This window comes from Bradyrhizobium campsiandrae, from assembly GCF_014529705.1.
GTDB classification, from domain to species: domain Bacteria; phylum Pseudomonadota; class Alphaproteobacteria; order Rhizobiales; family Xanthobacteraceae; genus Bradyrhizobium; species Bradyrhizobium campsiandrae.
The window spans coordinates 175,162-197,406 of sequence record NZ_JAANIH010000007.1 but is presented as its reverse complement, the minus strand read 5'-3'; the positions used below and the strand labels follow the sequence as shown (position 1 = coordinate 197,406).

The following is a 22,245-nucleotide window of genomic DNA, read 5'->3' as shown; positions in this document are numbered from 1 at the left end:
GCGAGATACCCGGCAAGCCGCACGTGGCAGCTCTTCTGCACCACATAGAAGGACGTCGCGAGCAGGACGTTGCCGCCGAAAGCGAAGATCACGGCCGAGGTGTGCAGCGGCCGGAGACGGCCGAACTGGATCCAGGGCAGATCAAAGTTCAGCGCCGGCCAGGCAAGCTGCGAAGCAATGATCAGGCCCACCAGGAAGCCCGCGATGCCCCAAAACATTGCCATGAAGGAAGAGAACTTGATCGGGCCCATATTGTAGTTCGGCCGTCTCCGGCCGCTGCACACCTCGGCCGTGATCTTCGCTTTCGGCGGCAACGTCCTGCTCGCGACGTCCTTCTATGTGGTGCAGAAGAGCTGCCACGTGCGGCTTGCCGGGTATCTCGCGCCCTGGTTCGTCGTCGTCGGCTACAATTTCTTCATCCTGATCGCGGGCACGGGCTATCTGCTCGGCGTGACGCAAGGCAAGGAATATGCGGAGCCGGAATGGTACTCCGACCTCTGGCTCACCATCGTGTGGGTGGTCTATCTGCTGGTCTTCCTTGTCACGATCATCAAGCGCAAGGAGCCGCACATCTTCGTCGCGAACTGGTTCTATCTCGCGATGATCGTCACGATCGCGGTGCTGCACCTCGGCAATAATCCGTCACTGCCGGTGTCCTTCTTCGGCTCGAAGTCCTACATCGCCTGGGGCGGCATCCAGGATGCCATGTTCCAGTGGTGGTACGGCCACAACGCGGTGGGCTTCTTCCTGACCGCAGGCTTCCTCGCCATCATGTACTACTTCATTCCGAAGCGCGCGGAGCGGCCGGTCTATTCCTACCGGCTCTCGATCGTCCACTTCTGGGCGCTGATCTTCCTCTACATCTGGGCCGGCCCGCACCATCTGCACTACACCGCGCTGCCCGACTGGACGCAGACGCTGGGCATGACCTTTTCGATCATGCTGTGGATGCCCTCCTGGGGCGGCATGATCAACGGCCTGATGACGCTGTCGGGTGCCTGGGACAAGCTGCGGACCGACCCGGTGCTGCGCATGATGGTGGTCTCGGTCGCCTTCTACGGCATGTCGACCTTCGAAGGCCCGATGATGTCGATCAAGGTGGTCAACTCGCTCAGCCACTACACCGACTGGACCATCGGCCACGTGCATTCCGGCGCGCTCGGCTGGGTCGGCTTCGTCTCCTTCGGCGCGCTGTACTGCCTGGTGCCGTGGGCCTGGAACCGCAAGGGCCTCTACAGCCTGAAGCTCGTCAACTGGCACTTCTGGATCGCCACCCTCGGCATCGTCCTCTACATCTCCGCGATGTGGGTGTCCGGCATCCTCCAGGGCCTGATGTGGCGTGCCTACACCTCGCTCGGCTTCCTCGAATATTCCTTCATCGAGACCGTCGAGGCGATGCACCCCTTCTACATCATCCGTGCCGCGGGCGGCGCGCTGTTCCTGATCGGCGCTCTGATCATGGCCTACAATCTCTGGATGACGGTTCGCGTCGGCGAGCAGGAAGTTCAGATGCCCGTCGCTCTTCAGCCGGCGGAATGAGGAGCAACACCATGTCGTTCTGGACACGCCATCAAGTCTTCGAAAAGAACTCGATCATCCTGATCGTCGGCATTCTGCTGGTGATCGCGATCGGTGGTCTCGTCGAGATCACCCCGCTGTTCTACCTCAAGAGCACGATCGAGGTGGTCGACGGGGTCAGGCCGTATACCCCGCTGGAGCTCGCCGGCCGCAACATCTACGTCCGCGAGGGCTGCTATCTCTGCCACTCGCAGATGATCCGGCCCCTGCGCGACGAGGTCGAGCGTTACGGTCATTTCTCGCTCGCGGCCGAGAGCATGTTCGACCACCCGTTCCAGTGGGGCTCGAAGCGCACCGGTCCTGATCTCGCCCGCGTCGGCGCGAAGTATTCCGACGACTGGCACGTCACCCATCTGACCAACCCGCGCGCGATCGTGCCGCAGTCGGTGATGCCGGGCTATCCGTTCCTCGGCTCGACGGAGGTCGATCCGTCAACGATCGCCGATCACATGCGGACGCTCCGGGCCGTCGGCGTGCCCTACACCGACGACCAGATCGCCAATGCGGCCGCCGACATGAAAGCCCAGGCCGATCCGGACAATGCCGGCAGCGACGCCTTCACCAAGCGCTACGCCAAGGCCGTCGTGCGCAATTTCGACGGCAAGGCCGGTACGCCGACCGAGATGGATGCGCTGATCGCGTATCTGCAGATGCTCGGCACGCTGGTCGACTTCAAGCTCTACAACGAGAAAGCCAATCTTCGCTGAGAAGGCATCACCGATGAAAGCCATCCTGACACTCGACAATCTCGCGTCCGGTCTCGTGACCACGATCTGGACGCCGGTCTTCGTCGCGATCTTTCTCGCGATCATCGCCTACGCATTCTGGCCCCGCAACAAGGCCGGCTTCGACGAGGCGGCCAGCCTGCCGCTGCGGGAGGAGTAAGAGATCATGACTGACCATCACAATGAAATCGATTCCGTCTCCGGCAGGACCACGACCGGGCACGAGTGGGACGGCATCAAGGAGCTCAACACGCCGCTGCCGCGGTGGTGGGTGATCACGTTCTATCTCACCATCATCTGGGCGATCGGCTACTGGATCGTCTATCCGGCCTGGCCGCTGATCGCCAGCAACACGCGCGGCGTGCTCGGTTACTCCTCGCGCGCCGACGTCGCTGTCGAACTCGCCAACCTCGACAAGATCAGGGGCGACAAGATGGTGGCGCTGGGCGCGGCCTCGCTCGCCGACATCGAGAAGGATCCGGCCCTGCTGGCGCTCGCCCGCGCCAAGGGCAAGACCGTGTTCGGCGACAATTGCGCGCCGTGCCACGGCTCGGGCGCTGCCGGCGCCAAGGGCTTTCCCAACCTGAACGACGACGACTGGCTGTGGGGCGGCACGCTCGACCAGATCATGCAGACCATCCAGTACGGCGCTCGCTCGGGCCACGCCAAGACCCATGAGGGCCAGATGCTCGCCTTCGGCAAGGACGGCGTGCTGAAGCCCGACGAGATCGTCACGGTGGCCAATTACGTGCGCTCGTTGTCCGGCCTCCCGACCCGGAAGGGCTATGATGCCGCCAAGGGCGAGAAGATCTTCGCCGACAATTGCGTCGCCTGCCACGGCGATGGCGGCAAGGGCAACCAGGAACTCGGCGCGCCCAATCTGACCGACAAGATCTGGCTGTACGGCTCCGACGAGGCCGTCCTGATCGAGACCATCAGCAATGGCCGCGCCGGCGTCATGCCGGCTTGGGAAGGGCGGCTCGACCCCGCCACCATCAAGGCGATGGCGGTCTATGTCCACTCGCTGGGCGGCGGCAAATAGCCCAGCGGCGAGCAACGGGTTTTGGCGGGGGCGAAGAAATGCGCCCCCGTTTGCGTTGGATCAATGGCCTCAGTGCCGCCAGAGCTAGGTTCAATCGCACCTCTCCAGGAAGCGCCGAGCGATGAACAAGATCGTCAACCCGAACGAACTCAGGCCTGTCGACGACACAGGTCCGCTCTACGCCGCCCGCAAGAAGGTTTACCCCCAGAGCATCTCGGGTACGTTCCGCCGCATCAAATGGAGCCTGATGGCGTTCTGCCTCGGCGTCTATTATTTCCTACCCTTCGTGCGCTGGAACCGCGGCATTGGCGCCCCCGACCAGGCGGTGCTGATCGATCTTCCCAACAGCCGCTTCTACTTCTTCTTCATCGAGCTGTGGCCGCAGGAGGTGTACTACTTCACCGGCCTGTTGATCGTCGCCGCGGTGGCGCTGTTCCTGATGAACGCGATCGGCGGCCGCATCTGGTGCGGCTATCTCTGCCCGCAGACGGTCTGGACCGACCTGTTCTACGCGGTCGAGCGCTTCGTCGAGGGCGATCGCCGCGAGCGGATGCGGAAGGACAAATCGGGCGGGCTGACGCTCAAGCGCGCCTCCGAGATCGCGCTCAAGCATGCGATCTGGCTCATGATCGCGTGGTGGACCGGCGGCGCCTGGGTGCTGTATTTCAACGACGCACCGACGCTGGTGAAGGAGCTCGTGACCTTCCAGGCGCCTGGCATCGCCTATATCTGGATCGGCATCCTGACGGCCACGACCTACGTGCTGGCCGGCTACATGCGCGAGCAGGTCTGCACCTATATGTGCCCGTGGCCGCGCATCCAGGCTGCGCTCACCGACGAATGGGCGCTCAACGTCACCTATCGCTATGACCGCGGCGAGAAGCGCACCTCGGTCAAGAAGGCCGCGGAGCTGCGGGCGCTCGGCCAGCAGGTCGGCGACTGCGTCGACTGCAACCAGTGCGTCGCGGTCTGCCCGACCGGCATCGACATCCGCAACGGGCCGCAGCTCGAATGCATCCAGTGCGGACTCTGTATCGACGCCTGCGACAACGTGATGACCAAGATCGGTCGGCCGAAGCGGCTGATCGGCTACGACAACGACATCAACATCCATCGCCGCCAGGAAGGCAAGGCGCCGATCTACCGCATCGTCCGCGCCCGCACCATCGCCTACAGCGCGATCATCGCGGCAGTCGGCGGCATCATGCTCTACGTGCTGGCGACCCGCACCTTGCTCGACATCAACGTGCTGCACGACCGCAACCCGGTTGCGGTCGCGCTCAGCGACGGCTCGATCCGCAACGCCTATACCGCCCGGCTTCTGAACAAGAGCGGACACGACCGCGTCATCGCGATCGATATCGACGGCCCGGTCAATTCGACGATCCATGTCGTCGGTGCCGATTCCATCACCCCGGACCGGCCGATGATCGTGATCCCGCGCGACTCCACCAGCGAACTGCGTCTGCTCGTCACCGCGCCGACCGAGAACAATCCGGAGAAGTCGATCCCGGTTCGTTTCCGCGTCACCGATATCGGGCTCGGCGAGGCCGCGTCCGCCACCGACAATTTCGTCGCACCGTAAGTTCAGGAGATCGCCATGGCCGCCAAGCCGCTGACCGGAACCAAGGTGTTCCTGATGCTGGTCGCCTTTTTCGGCGTCGTGATCGGCGTCAACGTCACCATGATGAAGCTCGCGATCGCGACGCTGCCGGGCACCGACGTCGACAGCCCCTATGCCGCGGGCCTCACTTACGACCGCGAGATCTCGGCGGCGCAGGACCAGGCCGCGCGCAAATGGAAGGTCAGCGCGCATATCGAGCGGCGCGCCGATGGCAATGCCGTGCTCCAGGTCGAGGCGCGCGATGCGGCGGGCCAGCCGGTCAGCGGGTTGAAGTTCGGCGGACGCCTCGAGCGGCCGACCGACAAGCGCGCCGATCTCGCCGTCGAGCTCGCGGAAGCCGGCGGCGGCATCTACCGCGGCAATGCCGCCTCGGTCGCGCCGGGCCAGTGGGATCTCGTCATCGAGGGCGATGCCAGGGGCGAGCGCGTGTTCCTGTCGCGCAATCGCGTGATCCTGAACTGAGGATCAAGCCATGCAGGTGACACGCGATTTCTCCCACTACGTCCGCGCCGCGGGGGCGGGCCTCCAGCACATCGATCTCGCGGTCGAGGGCGTCCACTGCGCCGGCTGCATGGCCAAGATCGAGCGCGGACTGTCTGCCATCCCCGATGTCACGCTGGCGCGTGTGAACCTCACCGACCGGCGCGTCGCGCTGGAATGGAAGGAGGGCACGCTCGATCCCGGCAGGTTCATCGACCGGCTCGAAGAGCTCGGCTACAAGGCCTATCCTTACGAGACCGAGAGCGCGGAAGCGACCGAGGTCGCCGAATCGCGCTTCCTGCTGCGCTGCCTCGGCATCGCCGCGTTCGCCACCATGAACGTGATGATGCTGTCGATCCCGGTGTGGTCGGGCAACGTCTCGGACATGCTGCCGGAGCAGCGCGACTTCTTCCACTGGCTGTCGGCGCTGATCGCATTGCCGGCGGCCGCCTATGCCGGCCAGCCGTTCTTCCGCTCGGCCTGGCGCGCGCTGTCGAACAAGACCACCAACATGGACGTGCCGATCTCGATCGGCGTGTGTCTCGCGCTCGGCATGTCCGTGGTCGAGACCGTCAACCACGCCGAGCACACCTATTTCGACGCGGCGATCATGCTGCTCACGTTCCTGCTCGTCGGCCGCTTCCTCGACCAGAACATGCGGCGGCGGACCCGCGCGGTCGCCGGCAACCTCGCGGCATTGAAGGCGGAGACGGCGGCGAAGTTCGTCGGTCCTGACGAAATCTCGCAGGTGCCGGTGGCGGCGATTCATCCCGGCGACATCGTGCTGCTGCGGCCCGGCGAACGCTGCGCTGTCGACGGCACCGTGATCGAGGGCCGTTCCGAGATCGACCAGAGCCTGATTACCGGCGAGACGCTCTATGTCACGGCCGAGCACGGCACGCCTGTTTATGCCGGCTCGATGAACATCTCCGGCACGCTGCGGCTGCGGGTCTCCGCGGCATCGGAATCAACGCTGCTCGCCGAGATCACGCGGCTGCTCGACAACGCGCTAGCCGCGCGCTCGCGCTACATGCGGCTCGCCGACCGTGCCTCGCGGCTCTATGCACCGGTGGTGCATGCGACCGCGCTCGTCACCATTCTGGGCTGGGTCATCGCGGGCGCCGGCTGGCACGACGCGATCGTCACCGGCGTTGCCGTCCTGATCATCACCTGCCCCTGCGCGCTCGGGCTCGCGATTCCCACGGTGCAGACGGTGGCATCGGGCGCGATGTTCAAGGCCGGCGTGCTGCTCAATGCGGGCGACGCCATCGAGCGGCTGGCCGAAGCCGACCATGTCATCTTCGACAAGACCGGCACGCTGACGCTGCCGGATCTCGAGGTCATGAATGCGGCCGCCATTCCCGCCGACATTTTCGGTCTTGCCGGCCGCCTCGCGCTGTCGAGCCACCATCCGGTCGCCGCAGCCGTGGCGCAGGCCGCCGGCGCGAAGTCGCCGATCCTCGGTGCGGTCGAGGAGGCCGGGCAGGGCGTCCGCGCCGTGGTCGATGGCGTCGAGCTTCGGCTCGGCCGTCCGTCGTTCTGCGGCGCGGCGGCGCTGGCCGGCAGCGCCACGCTCGATCCCGAAGCGTCGGTCGTGGCCTTCAGCAAGGGGGCGGAAAAATTCATTCTCTCCGTGCGTCAGGGCCTGCGTCCGGACGCAAAGGCCGTGATCGCGGCACTGAAGGCGCGCAACATCGGCGTCGAGATCCTCTCCGGTGACCGCGAGCCCGCGGTGATCGCGGCCGCCCGCGCGCTCGATGTCGCCGAATGGCGGGCCGGCGTCACGCCGACCGACAAGATTGCGCGGATCGAAGAGCTGAAGCGCCGCGGTGCGAAAGTGCTGATGGTCGGCGACGGCATGAACGATGCGCCCTCGCTGGCGGCCGCCCATGTCTCGATGTCGCCGATCTCGGCTGCGCATCTGAGCCAGGCCACCGCCGATCTCGTCTTCCTCGGCCGGCCGCTGGCTCCTGTCGTCGCAGCCATCGATTCGGCGCGCAAGGCGCTGCATCTGATGCGGCAAAATCTCTGGCTTGCGATCGGCTACAATTTGCTGGCCGTGCCGGTCGCGATCAGCGGCATCGTGACGCCCCTGATCGCGGCGGCCGCCATGAGCGGGTCCTCGATCCTGGTGATGCTGAACTCGCTACGCGCCCGCAGCACCTCGCGGGAGGTGGTGTGATGGAGATCCTGGTTTACCTGGTGCCCCTGGCGCTGCTGCTCGGAGGCGCCGGCCTTGCCGCCTTCCTCTGGTCGCTCCGCAGCGGCCAGTATGACGACCTCGACGGCGCCGCCTGGCGCGCGATCGCCGACGACGATCCGCCGCCGCAGGAAGCGCCGGCAAAGCGTTAACGCATTCCCGGTTCCGCAGCTTTCTGCACCCCCTTCGGACGATGGTTGCTGGACGGCCGATGGTCGTCGGGCGTAACAATGAAGGAGGATTTTGCGTAAGGCTCTTTCGGAGCAGGAGTGCGACGGGCATGCCTGGAAATGCCATTGTGTGCAGGGCGAGCGACCTGCCTGGGCAAATCGTGCTGGTGCTGCAGGGCGGCGGCGCGCTCGGCTCCTATCAGGCCGGGGTCTACCAGGCTCTGCACGAGGCGGGTATCGAGCCGGACTGGGTGATTGGCACTTCGATCGGCGCGATCAATGCCAGCCTGATTGCCGGCAACGCGCCGGAGGTCAGGCTCGCGCGCCTGAAGGAATTCTGGAAGCGGATGGAGCAGAAGCGGGCCTGGCCGCTGTGCACGGGCGTTCCGGGCTTCGACGACATGCTCGGCTATTGGTCGACCGTCACGCGCGGCATCGCCGGCTTTTTCCAACCCAATCCGCTGGCGCATGCCGGCGAGTGCTTTCCGCTCGGTGCCGATCGCGCCGGCTATTATTCGACCGCGCCGCTGGAGAGCACGCTGCGCGAGCTCGTCGATTTCGGCCGCGCCAATTGCGGCGCGCCGCGACTTACGGTCGGCGCGGCACATGTCGGCTCAAGCCGGATGCGCTACTTCGACAGCCGCGACGGCGAACTGACGGTGAAGCACGTCATGGCCTCGGGCGCGCTGCCGCCGGCCTTTCCGGCGGTGCGGATCGACGGCGAGCTCTATTGGGACGGTGGCATCCTCTCGAACTCGCCGACGGAAGCGGTGTTCGACGACAATCCGCGCCGGGACTCGTTGATCTTCTCGGTGCATCTCTGGAACCCCGTCGGCGCCGAGCCGGCGACGATGGCGGAGGTGATGACCCGGCACAAGGACGTGCAATATTCCAGCCGGATCGCGAGCCAGATCGAGCGCCAGCAACAGGCTCATCGCCTGCGCCACGTCATCAATCAGCTTGCGGCACGGTTGCCCGAGGGCGAGCGCGACGATCCCGCGGTGAGAGAGTTGATCGGCTATGGCTGCTCGACGCGCATGCATGTGGTGCGCCTGCTGGCGCCGCAGCTCGATCGCGAAACCTATACCAAGGACATCGACTTCAGTCCGTCCGGCATCAAGCAGCGCTGGGACGCCGGTTATGCGCATACGCGGTCGGTGTTGGCGCGCACTCCGTGGGTCGGCGAATTCGATCCGCTGTCGGGCGTGGTGCTGCACGAGCATATCGACCAGATGCCGCTGGCCGCGGAATGACGCGGTCTTTCGCTTCATCGAACTGCCACAGGCCTTGCGGATTGTGGGATTGGTCCGCGGTCGAAAGGCTCCGCAAATGGTGTCCGCAAACGATCTTGAGTCTGCCCTCGACCAGGTCCGCGCCGACGCTGCGGGGCCGGTTTCGGGCGTGTTTGGCCCTGACGCGGTGACCTGGCGGATCGACCGCGAGGCCGTGATCTTTCTCGGTGCCGGCCGCGCGCTGCTGCTTCAGCTCGCGCATCCCTGGGTCGCCGCGGCCATCGCCGAGCACTCCAAGACCTTTGCCGATCCGATCGGCCGCTTTCACCGCACCTTCGACATCGTCTTTGCCATGGTGTTCGGCTCGCTCGATCGGGCGCTCTCGTCGTCCCGGCAATTGCACCGGCGCCACGGCATGATCGTCGGCGAGATGCCGGAGACGGTCGGTCCGTTCGCGGCAGGCTCGCGCTACTGGGCCAACGACATTCCTTCGCTGCGCTGGGTTCATGCGACGCTGGTCGAGACTGCGCTGATGGCGCACGATCTGGTTTTGCCGCCGCTCTCAGTTGAGGAGCGCGAGCGCTACTGGAGCGAGAGCCGGACGTTCGGCGCGCTGTTCGGATTGACGGGCGATGATCTGCCGGCCGACTGGGCGGGCTTTGCCGCCTATAGCGCTGCGATGATGCGGTCGGACACGCTGATCGTCAGCCCGGCCGCGCGCGAGATCGCCGCGCAGATTTTTGGCGGCGCGCGCCCATGGCTGCGGCCGCCCCGATGGTACCGCGCGCTCACCGCGCGCCTGCTGCCGGAGCGTCTGCGTGCAGGCTTTGGATTTGAGCTCGACGCGCGCGACCGGAGATCGGCCGACAATGCGCTGCGATGGATCAGGCGCATCTATCCGAAATTGCCCGATCGGCTGCGCTACGTCGGTCCCTACCAGGAGGCGCTGGCCCGGCTCCGCGGCGAGCCGCAACCGGACTGGATGACCCGCTGCCTCAACCGCGCCTGGATCGGCCGGTCGCAGATGGACCTGCGCGGGAAGGGGTGAAGTGTCTACTCTTGGTCCCGTCATCCTGAGGTGCGAGTGGCGCGATGCAGAAGCATCGCGCCGGGAGCCTCGAAGGATGCACGGCCCCGCTGCTGCAGCCGGGCCGTCGCCCTTCGAGGGCCGCTGAAGAAGCGGCCACCTCAGGGTGACGGGAAGAGACTGTCGCTCGCCGTGACGGCCGGAGAGGAAACGTCTCGGCCTCACACTGCCGCCAGCTTCCGATACAGCTTGCTATAGCTCCCCGCCGAGATGCTCCAGGAGAACGAGCGCCCCATCGCGCTGCGGCGCATGGTGTCGAGCTGGTCCTGCGCCATGAATGCCTCGAACGCGCGGCGGACGCCGCCCAGGAAAGATTCGTGCGACGGCCTCGAGAAAAGGAAGCCGGTCTCGCCGTCGGTGATGGTCTCGGCCAAGCCGCCGGTCTGATGGCCGATCGGCAGCGAGCCGAAGCGCTGGGCGTACATCTGGCTGAGGCCGCACGGCTCGAACCGCGACGGCATCAGGGTGAAATCGCTGCCGGCAAAGATGCGGCGCGCCTGGGCATCGTTGAAGCCGATGGCGACGCCGATGGCATCGGGCCGGCGGCGATGGGCGTCGATCAGCGCCTGCTCGAGCGCCGGCTCGCCGGAGCCGGTGACCACGATCTGTCCGCCGGCATCGACGATCTCGTCGGCCGCGGCCAGGACGAGATCGATGCCCTTCTGATGCACGAGGCGGGCGACGATGCCGAACATCGGACCGCGCGAAACCGCCAGGCCAAACTGCTTGCGCACGTAATCCGCATTGGCCCTCTTGCCGGCCCAGTCGCCGGCGCCGAACTGCTGGGCGAGTTGCGCGCAAGAGCGCGGGTCCCAGCTCTCGTCGATGCCGTTGAGGATACCGGTGAGCTCGGATGCGTCGGAGCGGACGCGCAAGAGACCTTCGAGGCCGCAGCCGAATTCCTCCGTGGTGATCTCGCGCGCATAGGTGCCGCTGACGGTGGTGAGGTGCGAGGCGTAGACGAGGCCGGCCTTGAGAAAGGAGAGCTGGTCGTAGAACTCGACTCCGTCGATGTGGAAGGAGCTCTCGGGAATGCCGATTCGCCGCAGCGACTCCTTCGGGAAGAGGCCCTGATAGGCGAGGTTGTGGATGGTCAGGATCGATGGCAGCTTCGCGCCCTGCCAGGCGAGATAGGCCGGCACGAGCGAGGCCTGCCAGTCGTTGGCATGGATCAGGTCTGCTGCCCAATTCTTGTCCAGCTTGCCCATGGCCAGCTCAGCGGCCGCCGAAGCAAAGCGCGCGAAGCGGATGTCGTTGTCAGGCCAGTCGCGCCCGGACTCGTCACCATAGGGATTGCCGGGGCGGTCGTAGAGCTGCGAGCACAACAGCACATAGACCGGCATTCCGTCCTTGGTCGCGGCGCGGCCGAGCGAGCAGGCCGGCATCTCCGCAAATGCCGGGCAGCGCCCAACGACCTGAATGTGCGTGAGTTGCTCGATGATGTCGCGATAGCCGGGCAGCATGATCCGGATATCGGCGAAGGGGCGGAGCGCTCTGGGGAGGGCAGCGGAAACGGCACCAAGGCCGCCGACGCGGACGAAGTCGTCCATCTCTGTCGTGACGAACAAGACCCTCAAGAACTGTTGCCCTCTTCCGATCCCCGATTGCTGCTATGCAAGATCGGGTCCAGTTGCCCCTGGAAATCTCAAGCCCCCAACGCGACGCACCGGTTCGGTAAAGACTTTCCTACTCAGCCGCCGGCCTCTAGGGTCGACGCATCAACGAGACAGCAGAACGATAGTTCCTAACAGAGCCGGGGACTCGGCAGGGGCGCGCTACGCATGCATCTACCAGATAAGCATGAGGGGACGACGACAAAGGCCTTCGCCGGCCTCAGGGTCCTGGATTTTTCGACCACCATCGCCGGTCCCCATTGTGCGCGGATGCTGGCCGACATGGGCGCCGAGGTCATCAAGATCGAGAGCGACGGCGGCGAGACGATGCGGACGCGGCCGCCGCTGCGCAACGGCTGCAGCACCGTGTTCGGCCAGCTCAATGTCGGCAAGAAGAGCGTGGTGCTCGACCTCAAGTCCGAGGACGGGCGGGAGGCGGTCCGCCGGCTGGCCGGCACCGCGGACGTCCTGGTCGAGAACTTTCGCCCCGGCGTGATGCGCCGGCTGCGGCTTGATGACGACAGCCTGCGTCCGGTCAATCCCAGGCTGATCTACTGCTCGATCTCCGGCTACGGCCAGACCGGGCCCTCGGCCGAGCTCCCCGCCTACGCGCCGGTGATCCATGCGGCCTCCGGCTACGACATGGCGCATCTCGCCTATCAGCCCGGCCGCAACAGGCCGGACTATTGCGGCATCTACCATGCCGATGTCGTCACCGGCACCTATGGCTTTGGCGCCATCGCCTCGGCGCTCTATCAGCGCACGGTGACCGGGCTCGGCCAGCACATCGACGTCTCGATGCTGGAATCGATGCTGACACTGACGGTGATCGAATTGCAGAACGCGCAATTCCCGGTGAAGCCGCCGCCGCGGCCGATGTTCGGCCCGACCGAGACGGCCAACGGCTATGTCATGATCACAATCGCGAGCGAGAAGACGTTCCAGGCCTTGATGGGCGTGATCGGCCGAGGCGAATGGATCTCCGATCCACGCTTCTCCACCTATGCTTCGCGGCGCGACAACTGGGCTGACATGATGGACGGCGTCGAGGCATGGTCGCGGCAGCGGTCGACCGATGGCTGTCTTGCGGCTCTGAGCGCTGCCGGCGTGCCGGCCTCGGCCTATCGCACCATCAAGGAGGCCCTTGCCGATCCGCAGCTCGCGCATCGGCAGGCGCTCTCGTCGGTGCAGGACGGGGGCGGCTCGTTCAGGGTGATCAATCTGCCGTTCCGCATGACGGGGGCCGACACGACGCCGGGCAAGAGCATGGCCGAACTTGGCGAGCACACGCGCGAGCTGCGCGAGGAGATCGGTCTCGGCGCTGCGGCGTCAATTCCGTCAGGCAAAACAGAAGCGGCGGGCTGAGTGCATCGCGCGCCGCCGCATGCGGCAATTGATCCCCCGCGCGTTCCTCTTGCCGTGGCAAGCATTTGTCGCCAATCTCGCCTTCCGAGTCATTCAACGATCCGAAACATCGGACGAGGATCCCGGGAGGAACCATGACGAACCTTGCTGCCGCGGCGTGCAGGCGCGCGCCGATTTTCCTTGTCGCGGCATTTGCGCTCCTTCCGCTGGCCGAGCCCGCGCAGGCGCAGAAATCTGGTGGCAGCATCACGGTGGGCCAGGAGCTGGACATTCCCGGCTTCGATCCGCTCAAGGTCGGCGTCTATGACACCTCGACCTTCACGGCGGCGGCCGCGATCTTCGACACGCTCGTTACGCTCGACGACAAGGGCGAGGCGGCGCCCAAGCTCGCGGAATCCTGGACCCATTCCGACGACTACAAGACCTGGACCTTCAAGCTGCGCAAGGGCGTGACATTCCATGATGGCACGCCGTTCAATGCGCAGGCCTTCAAGGAGAATTTCGACCGGCAGAAGGACCCGGCCAACAAGTGCCGTTGCGCCTTCTACATCACCAACGTCAAGGAGGTGCTGGCGCCTGACGAATACACGGTCGTCTACAATCTCACCGACCCCTCGGTGAACCTGCCGGCGACGATCACCATCCAGAGCCAGAACAACGTCGTACACTCGCCGACGGCATGGAAGACCAAGGGCGACGACTACAACCGCAACCCCGTCGGCACCGGTCCCTACATCCTGAAATCATGGACCGCCGGCGACCGCATGGTGCTGGAGAAGAATCCCAATTATTGGGACAAGGGCCGTCCGTATCTCGACCGCATCGTCCTGAAGCCGCTGCCCGATGCGCAGTCGCGCTTCGCCTCGCTGCAATCGGGCGAGGTGGATATCATCTGGGACGACGAGAACGATGCCGACAACATCATGAAGGCGCAGAAGGACCCTAAGCTGACCGTGCACACCTACAAGGGCTCGGGCGCGCAGGTCTACGCCTTCAACACCAAGGTGGCGCCGTTCGACGACGTCCGCGTGCGGCAGGCGCTGGTGATGGCGATCGATCGTCCAAAAATGTCGCAGGCGATCAGCAACGGCCTGAGCCGGCCCGCGAGCAACCCTTACGGCGACGGCTCCTGGGTCAAGTGCAAGGACGACGGCGCGCTGCCATACGATGTCGAGAAGGCCAAGGCGCTGCTCAAGGATTACGGCAAGCCGGTCGAGTTCAAGATGCTGGTCACCGCGACTCCCCGCGGCCGCATGATCGGCCAGGTGCTGCAGCAATTCTGGAAGCGCGCTGGCGCCGCCATGGAGATCGACCAGGTTGATCAAGCGACCATTCCCTCGCGCGCCTTCTCCCGACAATTCCAGCTGACGCCCTGGCGCATCGTCGATCTCGCCGATCCCGATCCGCAGATGTACGCGAACTTCCGCACCGGCAGCCCGCTGGCGCTCGCGGGCTTTTCCGATCCGGAGCTCGATCGTCTGCTCGACCACGCGCGCGTCACCGCCGATGTCGGCCAGCGCACCGAGGATTATTGCGCCATCAGCCGCCTCATCAACAAGGAGGCGATCTGGTTCTGGACTTTCCAGAACACCTACTACGCGCTATCTAGCGCGAAGTTGAAAGGCTTCCCGAAAATCTACAACAGCGTGATCGACGTCTCGAACACCTGGCTGGAATGACCTGGTGATGCTGAACTTCATCGTGCGGCGGCTGCTGGCGATCCTGCCGGTGCTGCTTGCCGTCTCGCTGCTCACCTTCCTGATCGCCTCGCTGCTGCCGGGCGATCTTGCCATGGTCATCCTCGGCGATCAGGCGACGCCGGAGAACGTCGCAGCGCTGCGCCATGACATGGGGCTCGACCAGCCGCTGTGGTGGCGTTACCTGAGCTGGCTCGGCCACGTGCTGCAGGGCGATCTCGGCCGCTCGTTCCGCACCGGGCAGACCGTGCTACAGGCGGTCTCCGAGCGCATTCCGGTGTCGCTCGAATTGATGCTGATGGCAGAGTTCGTCGGGCTCCTGATCGGCGTGCCGATCGCGATCGCCTGCGCCGCGCGCGCCGGCGGCGCATTCGATCGCTTCATGACCGGCAGCGCCTTTGCGATGCTGTCGATGCCGTCTTTCCTGGTGGCGATCCTCTTGATCTATTTGTTCGCGGTCGAGCTGCACTGGCTGCCGGCGACCGGCTACGTCCCGTTCACCGAGGAGCCGCTCGCCAATCTGCGCTTCTTCGTGCTGCCGGCGTTGACACTGGCGCTGGCGGAATGGCCGGGCATCATGCGGGTGCTGCGCTCGGACATGATCGCGACCCTGCAGGAGGACTACATCGCGCTCGCCAAAGCAAAAGGCCTGAAGCCCTCGCGCATCCTGTTCGTGCATGCGCTCAAGCCCTCGTCGCTGACGCTGGTGACGGTGACGGGCATCAATATCGGTCGCCTGCTCGGCGGCACGCTGATCGTGGAATCGATCTTCGCGTTGCCCGGCATCGGCCGGTTGCTGGTCGGCGCGATCTACACCCGCGACCTCGTCATCCTCCAGGGCGTGGTGCTGCTGGTGGCCTGCGGCTTCGTCATCGTCAATTTCATCGTCGACATGCTCTATGCCGTGCTCGATCCGAGGATCCGCCATGGCCACGCTTGAGCTCTCGATGCAGGACGAAGTGGCGGCCGAGCCGCTGCGTCGCAAGCGCAAGCTCGGCCTGCTGTTCTGGATCGCGAGCGTCTGGCTCGTGATCATCCTCGCGCTCGCGATCCTCGCGCCGGTGCTGCCGCTGCAGAATCCCGTCGACATGGATATGCTCGAGCGTCGTGCCGCGTTCTCCAGCGAGCATTGGCTCGGCACCGATGGCCTCGGCCGCGACGAGCTTGCCCGGCTGATCTTCGGCGCGCGCGTGTCGCTGACCGTCGGGCTGATCGCGCCGATGATCGGCCTTGGCATCGGCGGCGCGCTGGGCCTGCTCGCCGGCTATTTCCGCGGCCGGTTCGAGACGCTGGTGGTCGGAAGCATGGACGTGCTGCTCGCATTTCCGCCGCTGATCTTCGCGCTCGCGGTGACCGCCTATCTCGGCCAGTCCATTCCCAATCTCACAATCATCCTCGGTGTGCTCGGCATTCCCGCTTTCATGCGGGTGGCGCGCGCCGCGACGTTGACGCTGGCGCGGCGCGAATTCGTGATCGCGGCCGAAGCCCTCGGAGCCAGCCATGCGCGCATCCTGCTGCGCGAGCTGCTGCCGAACGTGATCCTGCCGTTGCTCGCCTTCTTCCTGCTCGGCGTCGCCGTCACCATCGTGGTCGAGGGCGCGCTGTCGTTCCTCGGGCTTGGTGTGCCGCCGCCGACGGCGAGCTGGGGCAGCATGATCGGCGAGGGGCGCGACAGCCTCGACGTCGCGCCGCGGCTGGCCTTTCTGCCGGCGGCCGGCCTGTTCCTGACCGTGCTGGCCTTCAACCTCGTCGGCGACACCATGCGGGCGCTGACCGACCCGCGTCAGGGGGCGCTGTGAGCACGCCGCTCCTGACCATCGAGGACATCGCGGTCGAACTGCCGACGCCGCGCGGCAATCTGCGGGCTGTGGATCATGTCGATCTGTCGCTGCAGGCTGGCCGCACCCTCGGCATCGTCGGTGAATCCGGTTGCGGCAAGACCATGCTGTCGCGTGCGATCCTTCAGCTGCTGCCGAAGAAGGCAAAACTCTCCGGGCGCGTGATGTTCGACGGTGAGGATCTCGTGCGGCTCGCGCCTGAACGGCTGCGGCGCCTGCGTGCGCGCGAGCTCGCGGTCGTGTTCCAGGATCCCATGACTTCGCTCAATCCGGTGCTCACCATCGGCACGCAGTTGATGGAGACGATCCAGGAGCATCTCGAGCTCGACGCGTCGGCCGCGCGAAAGCGCAGCATCGATCTGCTGGCTGCCGTCGGCATTCCCGCGCCGGAGCAGCGGCTGGGGCAATATCCGCATCAATGCTCCGGCGGCATGCGCCAGCGTATCGCGATCGCGATCGCGCTGTCCTGCGAGCCAAGGCTCTTGATCGCGGACGAGCCGACCACGGCGCTCGACGTCACCATCCAGGCGCAAATTCTCGATCTGCTGGCGCGCGAGCAGCGCCGCCGCCACATGGCGATGATCATCATCACCCACGACCTCGGCGTGGTCGCCGGCCGCGCCGACGAGGTTGCGGTGATGTATGCCGGCCGGGTGGTCGAGCGTGCGCCGACGCAGGCCTTGTTCAAGCGCATGCACATGCCCTACACCGAGGCGCTGCTGGCGGCGATCCCGAAGCTGGACACGGCGCCGCATACACCGCTGCCTGCCATCTCCGGCCGACCGCCCGACCCGACACGGCCGTTGAAGGGCTGTTCCTTCGCGCCGCGCTGCCGCTATGCCGCCGGGCGCTGTCACGAGGCCAAGCCTGAACTGAAGAGCGCGGAGATATCAGGGCACCTCTATGCCTGCCTCCATCCGATCCGGATGACGGAGGGGATTGGCGCATGATGCAGCTTGCCGCGCGCGAGGAGCCGCTGCTGAACGTCGACAATCTCGTCGTCGAATATGGTCTCGGCAACAAGACCGTCCATGCCGTCTCCGGCGTCAGTCTTCAGGTCGCGCGTGGCGAGACGCTGGGTCTGGTTGGCGAATCCGGCTGCGGCAAGTCGACGCTGGGGCGCGCGGTGCTGCAGTTGCGGCGCGCCAAATCCGGCCGCGTGCTGTTCGACGGCGAGGATCTCACCGCAATGGAAGGCGAGGCGCTGCGCCAGATGCGCCGCCGTGTGCAACTGATCTTCCAGGACCCGATCGCCTCGCTCAACCCGCGTCGCCGCATCGGCGACATCGTCGCCGAGCCGCTGGTCATCGCAGGCGTCAAGGATGCCGTCGAGCGCAAGCGCCGGGTTCACGACGTGCTGTCGGCGGTCGGGCTCGATCCCGATCTCGTCGCGAACCGCCTGCCGCACGAATTCTCCGGCGGTCAATGTCAGCGCATCTGCATCGCGCGCGCGCTGGTGCTCAATCCGGAATTCGTCGTTTGCGACGAGCCGGTCTCGGCGCTCGACGTCTCCATCCGCGCGCAGATCCTCAATCTCTTGGAAGCGATGAAGGCGCGCTTCGGGCTGACGCTGCTGTTCATCGCGCATGACCTCGCGGTGGTCAAGGCGGTCAGCGACCGCGTTGCGGTGATGTATCTCGGCCGGCTCTGCGAGGTCGGCCCGTCGGAGCAATTGTTCGCAAGACCTGCGCATCCCTATACGAGCCTCCTGTTACAGGCGATTCCGGTGCCAGATCCCGACGTGCGTCCCGCCGAGAGCGTAGCAACCGGCGAGCCGCCATCGCCGATTGCGCCGCCGTCCGGCTGTCGGTTCCGCACCCGCTGTCCGCGCGCCGACCAGCGATGCAGCGCGGAGATACCGGAGTTGCGCGGGGTCGCACCCGGCCAGTTCGTGGCTTGCCACCATCCACTCGCCTGAACTAAGACCGGTTTGTCTCGCCCAGCCCGCCGTGGCATGGTGGCGTTTCAAGCATGCCGGGAGGACGCCATGAAGAGTTTCAAGGTCGCCGATTTCAAGGCGCCGCTGCAGGAATTCGTCGAGGCGACGCCGCAGCCGACGGGCACGCAAGTGCTGATCAAGGTCAAGGCCGCCGGTGTCTGCCACAGCGATCTCCACATCTGGGAAGGCGGCTACGATCTCGGCCACGGCCGCAAGCCGCTGTCGCTGAAGGACCGCGGCATCAATCTGCCGTTGACCATGGGCCACGAGACCGTCGGCGAAGTCCTGGCCTTCGGGCCCGACGTGAAACCGGGCGACCAGGGCGATCTCAAGCTCGGCGATGTCGGCCTCGTCTATCCCTGGATCGGCTGCGGCAAGTGCGCGACGTGCCTTGGCGGCGACGAGAACATGTGTCTCACGCCGCGCTCGCTCGGCGTCTATTGCGATGGCGGCTATTCCGATCACATGCTGGTGCCGCATCCGCGCTATCTGCTCAATCTGAGGGGACTCGATCCCGCGACGACCGCGCCTTATGCCTGTTCGGGCGTCACCACCTACAGCGCGCTGAAGAAGGTCGAGCAGCATTTCGACACGCCGATCGTGATGTTCGGCGCCGGCGGCCTCGGCCTGATGGCGCTGTCGCTGCTGAAAGCGATGGGCGGCAAGGGCGCGATCATGGTCGACATCGACGCCAGGAAGCGCGAAGCCGCCGAGAAGGCCGGCGCGCTCGCGACCGTCGATCCCAAGGCGGGCGACGCGCTGGAGCAACTGACGAAGAAAGCGGGCGGTCCGATCCGCGCTGTGATCGATCTGGTCGGCAATGCCGCAACGACGCAGCTCGGCTTCGACTGCCTGACCAAGGGCGGCAAGCTCGTCATCGTCGGATTGTTCGGTGGCGGCGCCACCTGGGCGCTGCCGCTGATTCCGATCAAGGCAGTGACGATCCAGGGCAGCTATGTCGGCAACTTGCGCGAAACGCAGGAGCTGCTCGATCTGGTGCGAGCCAAGAAGATTCCGCCGATCCCGGTGACGACGGCCCCGCTCGACAAGGCCAACGATGCGCTGCTGCAGCTGCAGCAGGGCGCGGTGGTCGGGCGCACGGTGCTGACGCCGTAGTTCGACGCTCTCTCCACCGTCATTGCGAGGAGCTCTTGCGACGAAGCAATCCAGACTATCTCCGCAGATGCAGTTCTGGATTGCTTCGCTTCGCTCGCAATGACGACTTGGCTAGCTCCTTCCTTGAGACCCGCAAAATGTCCGCAAACAACGCCTTCCACATTGCCGTGCTCGCCGGCGACGGCATCGGTCCCGAAGTCATGGCGCCGGCGCTCGAGGTGTTGCGCAAGGTCGGGGCGAAGTCGGGTTTGAGCTTCCGTTTCACCGAGGCCCCCGCCGGCGCCAATAATTATCTCGCGACCGGCAAGTCGATGCCCGACAGCACCATCAAGCTCTGTGAAGAGGCGGACGCGATCCTGCTCGGGGCATGCGGCCTGCCGTCGGTGCGCTACCCCGACAACACCGAGATCGCGCCCCAGATCGAGCTGCGCTTCATCTTCGACCTCTATGCCGGCGTACGGCCGGCGCGGCTGATTCCGGGCGTGCCGAGCCCGATCGTCGGGGCCGACCAGCGCGGTATCGACCTCGTCGTGATCCGCGAGTCCACCGAGGGCCTGTTCGCCTCGATGGGCAAGGGCGTGGTGACGCATGACGATGCGCGCGAGACCATGGTGATCACGCGCAAGACCTCGGAGCGGCTGTTCGAGTTCTCGTTTCGGCTGGCCGAGCGACGCAAGGCGCGCGGCAAGCCCGGATCGCTGGCCTGCGTCGACAAGGCGAACGTGTTCAAGGCCTTTGCGTTCTTCCGCGGCATCTTTGACGAGATCGCCAGGAAGCACCCTGAGGTGAAGACCGATCGGCTCTATGTCGACGCCTGCTCGGCGATGCTGGTCAAGCGTCCCTGGGATTTCGACGTCATGGTGATGGAGAACATGTTCGGCGACATCGTCTCCGACATCACCGCGAGCCTGATCGGCGGCCTTGGCATGGCGCCGTCGGCCGATATCGGCGACAAATACGCCGTGTTCCAGCCCTGCCACGGCACCGCGCCCGATATCATGGGGCAGGGCAAGGCCAATCCCACCGGCATGATCCTGTCGGCCGCGATGATGCTGGACTGGCTCGCCGACAAGCACGGGATCGAGAGCGCCGCGGAAGCCGGCGAACAAATCGAGCGCGCGGTGGACCAGGTCTATGCCGGCGGCCTCAAGCCGATGGAGTTCGGCGGCAGCAACGGCACGGCCGATATCACCAAGGCGGTGCTTGCGGCGCTCTAGTCGGAGCGCGCACACGAAAAAGGGGCCTTGCAGCCCCTTCGTCGTTCACCAGCGGTGCCAATGGCGATGGCCCCAGCCCCAACCGGGGCCGTAACCGTAGAACCGCCGTGGCCCGCCGTAATAGCCGTAGGCGCCATAATAGTTCGGACGCCACCAGCAGCGGCCCCAGGCGTTGCAGACCATCCGCACCTGGTCGACATGCGCGGCTGGACCGCTTGCGAGCTGATCGGCCTGCGGAATGCCGTTCGGCATCGCCGCGAGCGCTTGTCCCGACGCCAGCGCGACGCTGCCGAGCGTAGCCAGACCAAGAACAGCCAATTTGAGTTTCATCGCGATCTCCCTCTTTGGTGGCGGGAGAACTTGCAGCAGATCAATTGGTTGCTAGCGCGCTGCAAGGACGCGAGGAATTTAATCTTCGTGAATGAAGGTTCAGCTTCAGGCCGTCACTTTCCACTAAACTTCGGCTTGCGCTTCTCCATGAAGGCCTGCCGGCCCTCGCGGAAGTCGGCGCTGTCCATGCAGGCGGTGCCGATCGTCTTGATCGCGTTCATGTCGCGGGCACTTTCGTCCCTGAGCACTTCTGCGATGGTGATCTTGGCGGCCTTGATCGCGAGCGGCGCGTTTTCGGAAATGGTCTGTGCGATCGCCATCGTCTCGCCCCACAGCTCGTTGATCGGAAACACGCGCTCGACGAGGCCGATGCGCAGCGCTTCCGCCGCGTCGATGCGCATGCCCGTGTACATCAACAGCCGCGCCCAGGACGGGCCGACCAGCGACACGAGATGCTTCAGTCCGTCATAGCCATAGGCGATGCCGAGCTTCGCCGCCGGAATGCCGAACTGGCTGCCCTGCGCGGCGAGCCTGATATCGGCGAGCATGGCGACCTGCATGCCGCCGCCGAGGCAAAAACCCTCGATGCAGGCGATCGTCGGCTTCGGGTAGGCCGCGAGCAGCGCGCGCTGGGCAGCGCTGCGCTTGCCGTATTCTTCGGACGCCGCGGCATTGTGCCTGGTCTTTTCGAACTGGCTGATGTCGGCGCCCGAGACGAAGGCCTTGCCGCCGGCACCGCGCAGGATCACGACGCGCACGGCCTCGTCGTCGCGCAAGACGGTCAATGCCTCGCCAAATCCCTCCCACATTTCCAGCGACATCGCATTGCGCTTGTCGGGATTGTTGAAGGTGATCACGCCGACGTCGTCAGTGACCTGCATGAGGATCTTGCCGTCGGCGTAGGGAGTCTCTTGAGACAGGTCAGGCATCGCGCGCTCGCTTGTCATCTGGCGAGGCGCAATGTGATGTCAGTCCGAGGCCCGGGTCAACCG

Annotated in this window: 20 protein-coding genes and 2 pseudogenes; 18 read left to right on the top strand and 4 right to left on the bottom strand. The window is 65.5% G+C overall.

Annotated elements, in window-relative coordinates:
- A pseudogene (locus tag G8O24_RS07680) lies at window positions 1-266 on the bottom strand (cbb3-type cytochrome c oxidase subunit I); the annotation flags it as partial.
- On the opposite strand from G8O24_RS07680, the pseudogene ccoN reads away from it, so the two are divergent.
- The 10 genes and pseudogenes from ccoN to G8O24_RS07630 form a co-directional block, all read left to right on the top strand.
- Window positions 259-1,539, top strand: a pseudogene (gene ccoN / locus G8O24_RS07675) (cytochrome-c oxidase, cbb3-type subunit I); the annotation flags it as partial. The pseudogenes G8O24_RS07680 and ccoN overlap by 8 nt on opposite strands.
- Before the next feature lie 11 nt (window positions 1,540-1,550).
- On the top strand, window positions 1,551-2,285 hold the full coding sequence (ccoO, locus tag G8O24_RS07670) for a cytochrome-c oxidase, cbb3-type subunit II (protein ID WP_188098019.1): 735 nt from the start codon (window positions 1,551-1,553) through the stop codon (window positions 2,283-2,285).
- 13 nt (window positions 2,286-2,298) lie between these two features.
- Window positions 2,299-2,463: a cbb3-type cytochrome oxidase subunit 3 gene (locus G8O24_RS07665; RefSeq protein WP_188098017.1), complete on the top strand. Its 165-nt coding sequence runs from the start codon at window positions 2,299-2,301 to the stop codon at window positions 2,461-2,463.
- A 6-nt stretch (window positions 2,464-2,469) separates the two neighbouring features.
- Window positions 2,470-3,345: a cytochrome-c oxidase, cbb3-type subunit III gene (ccoP, locus tag G8O24_RS07660; RefSeq protein WP_188098015.1), complete on the top strand. Its 876-nt coding sequence runs from the start codon at window positions 2,470-2,472 to the stop codon at window positions 3,343-3,345.
- A 121-nt stretch (window positions 3,346-3,466) separates the two neighbouring features.
- A complete protein-coding gene (gene ccoG / locus G8O24_RS07655) occupies window positions 3,467-4,930 on the top strand; it encodes a cytochrome c oxidase accessory protein CcoG (protein ID WP_188098013.1) in 1,464 nt (487 codons plus the stop codon).
- Window positions 4,931-4,945: 15 nt separating this feature from the next.
- The gene (locus tag G8O24_RS07650) at window positions 4,946-5,431 is read left to right on the top strand and encodes a FixH family protein (RefSeq protein ID WP_188098011.1); all 486 of its coding nucleotides are present in this window, start codon (window positions 4,946-4,948) and stop codon (window positions 5,429-5,431) included.
- Between the two features lie 10 nt (window positions 5,432-5,441).
- On the top strand, window positions 5,442-7,631 hold the full coding sequence (locus tag G8O24_RS07645) for a cation-translocating P-type ATPase (RefSeq protein ID WP_188098009.1): 2,190 nt from the start codon (window positions 5,442-5,444) through the stop codon (window positions 7,629-7,631).
- Window positions 7,631-7,801, top strand: coding sequence for a cbb3-type cytochrome oxidase assembly protein CcoS (gene ccoS / locus G8O24_RS07640; protein WP_188098007.1), 171 nt, complete (start codon window positions 7,631-7,633; stop codon window positions 7,799-7,801). Before G8O24_RS07645 ends, ccoS begins: the two co-directional genes overlap by 1 nt.
- 128 nt (window positions 7,802-7,929) lie before the next feature.
- Complete coding sequence (locus G8O24_RS07635) at window positions 7,930-9,072, top strand: patatin-like phospholipase family protein (protein ID WP_188098005.1); 1,143 nt, start codon at window positions 7,930-7,932, stop codon at window positions 9,070-9,072.
- Between the two features lie 76 nt (window positions 9,073-9,148).
- A complete protein-coding gene (locus tag G8O24_RS07630) occupies window positions 9,149-10,099 on the top strand; it encodes an oxygenase MpaB family protein (RefSeq protein WP_188098003.1) in 951 nt (316 codons plus the stop codon).
- A 200-nt stretch (window positions 10,100-10,299) separates the two neighbouring features.
- Here the strand turns inward: G8O24_RS07630 and glgA are convergent, their stop codons facing one another.
- Window positions 10,300-11,715 (bottom strand): glycogen synthase GlgA, encoded by a 1,416-nt coding sequence (gene glgA / locus G8O24_RS07625; RefSeq protein ID WP_188098001.1) that lies wholly within the window; start codon window positions 11,713-11,715, stop codon window positions 10,300-10,302.
- Between the two features lie 204 nt (window positions 11,716-11,919).
- Between glgA and G8O24_RS07620 the strand changes: the two genes are divergently transcribed.
- The 8 genes from G8O24_RS07620 to G8O24_RS07585 all read left to right on the top strand — a co-directional run bounded on the left by G8O24_RS07620 (window position 11,920) and on the right by G8O24_RS07585 (window position 20,923).
- Window positions 11,920-13,116, top strand: a complete 1,197-nt coding sequence (locus G8O24_RS07620; protein WP_188097999.1) for a CaiB/BaiF CoA transferase family protein — start codon at window positions 11,920-11,922, stop codon at window positions 13,114-13,116.
- A gap of 134 nt (window positions 13,117-13,250) precedes the next feature.
- A complete protein-coding gene (locus tag G8O24_RS07615) occupies window positions 13,251-14,795 on the top strand; it encodes an ABC transporter substrate-binding protein (RefSeq protein WP_188097997.1) in 1,545 nt (514 codons plus the stop codon).
- Window positions 14,796-14,802: 7 nt separating this feature from the next.
- A complete protein-coding gene (locus tag G8O24_RS07610; RefSeq protein ID WP_188097996.1) occupies window positions 14,803-15,753 on the top strand; it encodes an ABC transporter permease in 951 nt (316 codons plus the stop codon).
- The gene (locus G8O24_RS07605) at window positions 15,740-16,612 is read left to right on the top strand and encodes an ABC transporter permease (protein ID WP_188097993.1); all 873 of its coding nucleotides are present in this window, start codon (window positions 15,740-15,742) and stop codon (window positions 16,610-16,612) included. Before G8O24_RS07610 ends, G8O24_RS07605 begins: the two co-directional genes overlap by 14 nt.
- Window positions 16,609-17,601: an ABC transporter ATP-binding protein gene (locus G8O24_RS07600; RefSeq protein ID WP_188097992.1), complete on the top strand. Its 993-nt coding sequence runs from the start codon at window positions 16,609-16,611 to the stop codon at window positions 17,599-17,601. Before G8O24_RS07605 ends, G8O24_RS07600 begins: the two co-directional genes overlap by 4 nt.
- Complete coding sequence (locus G8O24_RS07595; protein WP_188097990.1) at window positions 17,598-18,569, top strand: ABC transporter ATP-binding protein; 972 nt, start codon at window positions 17,598-17,600, stop codon at window positions 18,567-18,569. The genes G8O24_RS07600 and G8O24_RS07595 overlap by 4 nt, the downstream gene beginning before the upstream one ends.
- A gap of 69 nt (window positions 18,570-18,638) precedes the next feature.
- Complete coding sequence (locus tag G8O24_RS07590) at window positions 18,639-19,706, top strand: alcohol dehydrogenase (protein WP_188097988.1); 1,068 nt, start codon at window positions 18,639-18,641, stop codon at window positions 19,704-19,706.
- Window positions 19,707-19,843: 137 nt separating this feature from the next.
- On the top strand, window positions 19,844-20,923 hold the full coding sequence (locus G8O24_RS07585; protein ID WP_188097986.1) for an isocitrate/isopropylmalate dehydrogenase family protein: 1,080 nt from the start codon (window positions 19,844-19,846) through the stop codon (window positions 20,921-20,923).
- A gap of 45 nt (window positions 20,924-20,968) precedes the next feature.
- Here G8O24_RS07585 and G8O24_RS07580 read toward each other — a convergent pair whose 3' ends face one another.
- Together G8O24_RS07580 and G8O24_RS07575 are read right to left on the bottom strand one after the other, a co-directional pair.
- Window positions 20,969-21,253: a hypothetical protein gene (locus tag G8O24_RS07580; RefSeq protein ID WP_188097984.1), complete on the bottom strand. Its 285-nt coding sequence runs from the start codon at window positions 21,251-21,253 to the stop codon at window positions 20,969-20,971.
- 113 nt (window positions 21,254-21,366) lie between these two features.
- On the bottom strand, window positions 21,367-22,182 hold the full coding sequence (locus tag G8O24_RS07575) for an enoyl-CoA hydratase (RefSeq protein WP_188097982.1): 816 nt from the start codon (window positions 22,180-22,182) through the stop codon (window positions 21,367-21,369).
- Window positions 22,183-22,245 lie beyond the last annotated feature (63 nt).

Coding starts and splice junctions, on each gene's coding strand:
- ccoO (WP_188098019.1), top strand. CDS start 1,551: ATGTCGTTCTGGACACGCCATCAAGTCTTCGAAAAGAACTCGATCATC.
- G8O24_RS07665 (WP_188098017.1), top strand. CDS start 2,299: ATGAAAGCCATCCTGACACTCGACAATCTCGCGTCCGGTCTCGTGACC.
- ccoP (WP_188098015.1), top strand. CDS start 2,470: ATGACTGACCATCACAATGAAATCGATTCCGTCTCCGGCAGGACCACG.
- ccoG (WP_188098013.1), top strand. CDS start 3,467: ATGAACAAGATCGTCAACCCGAACGAACTCAGGCCTGTCGACGACACA.
- G8O24_RS07650 (WP_188098011.1), top strand. CDS start 4,946: ATGGCCGCCAAGCCGCTGACCGGAACCAAGGTGTTCCTGATGCTGGTC.
- G8O24_RS07645 (WP_188098009.1), top strand. CDS start 5,442: ATGCAGGTGACACGCGATTTCTCCCACTACGTCCGCGCCGCGGGGGCG.
- ccoS (WP_188098007.1), top strand. CDS start 7,631: ATGGAGATCCTGGTTTACCTGGTGCCCCTGGCGCTGCTGCTCGGAGGC.
- G8O24_RS07635 (WP_188098005.1), top strand. CDS start 7,930: ATGCCTGGAAATGCCATTGTGTGCAGGGCGAGCGACCTGCCTGGGCAA.
- G8O24_RS07630 (WP_188098003.1), top strand. CDS start 9,149: ATGGTGTCCGCAAACGATCTTGAGTCTGCCCTCGACCAGGTCCGCGCC.
- G8O24_RS07620 (WP_188097999.1), top strand. CDS start 11,920: ATGCATCTACCAGATAAGCATGAGGGGACGACGACAAAGGCCTTCGCC.
- G8O24_RS07615 (WP_188097997.1), top strand. CDS start 13,251: ATGACGAACCTTGCTGCCGCGGCGTGCAGGCGCGCGCCGATTTTCCTT.
- G8O24_RS07610 (WP_188097996.1), top strand. CDS start 14,803: ATGCTGAACTTCATCGTGCGGCGGCTGCTGGCGATCCTGCCGGTGCTG.
- G8O24_RS07605 (WP_188097993.1), top strand. CDS start 15,740: ATGGCCACGCTTGAGCTCTCGATGCAGGACGAAGTGGCGGCCGAGCCG.
- G8O24_RS07595 (WP_188097990.1), top strand. CDS start 17,598: ATGATGCAGCTTGCCGCGCGCGAGGAGCCGCTGCTGAACGTCGACAAT.
- G8O24_RS07590 (WP_188097988.1), top strand. CDS start 18,639: ATGAAGAGTTTCAAGGTCGCCGATTTCAAGGCGCCGCTGCAGGAATTC.
- G8O24_RS07585 (WP_188097986.1), top strand. CDS start 19,844: ATGTCCGCAAACAACGCCTTCCACATTGCCGTGCTCGCCGGCGACGGC.
- G8O24_RS07580 (WP_188097984.1), bottom strand. CDS start 21,253: ATGAAACTCAAATTGGCTGTTCTTGGTCTGGCTACGCTCGGCAGCGTC.
- G8O24_RS07575 (WP_188097982.1), bottom strand. CDS start 22,182: ATGCCTGACCTGTCTCAAGAGACTCCCTACGCCGACGGCAAGATCCTC.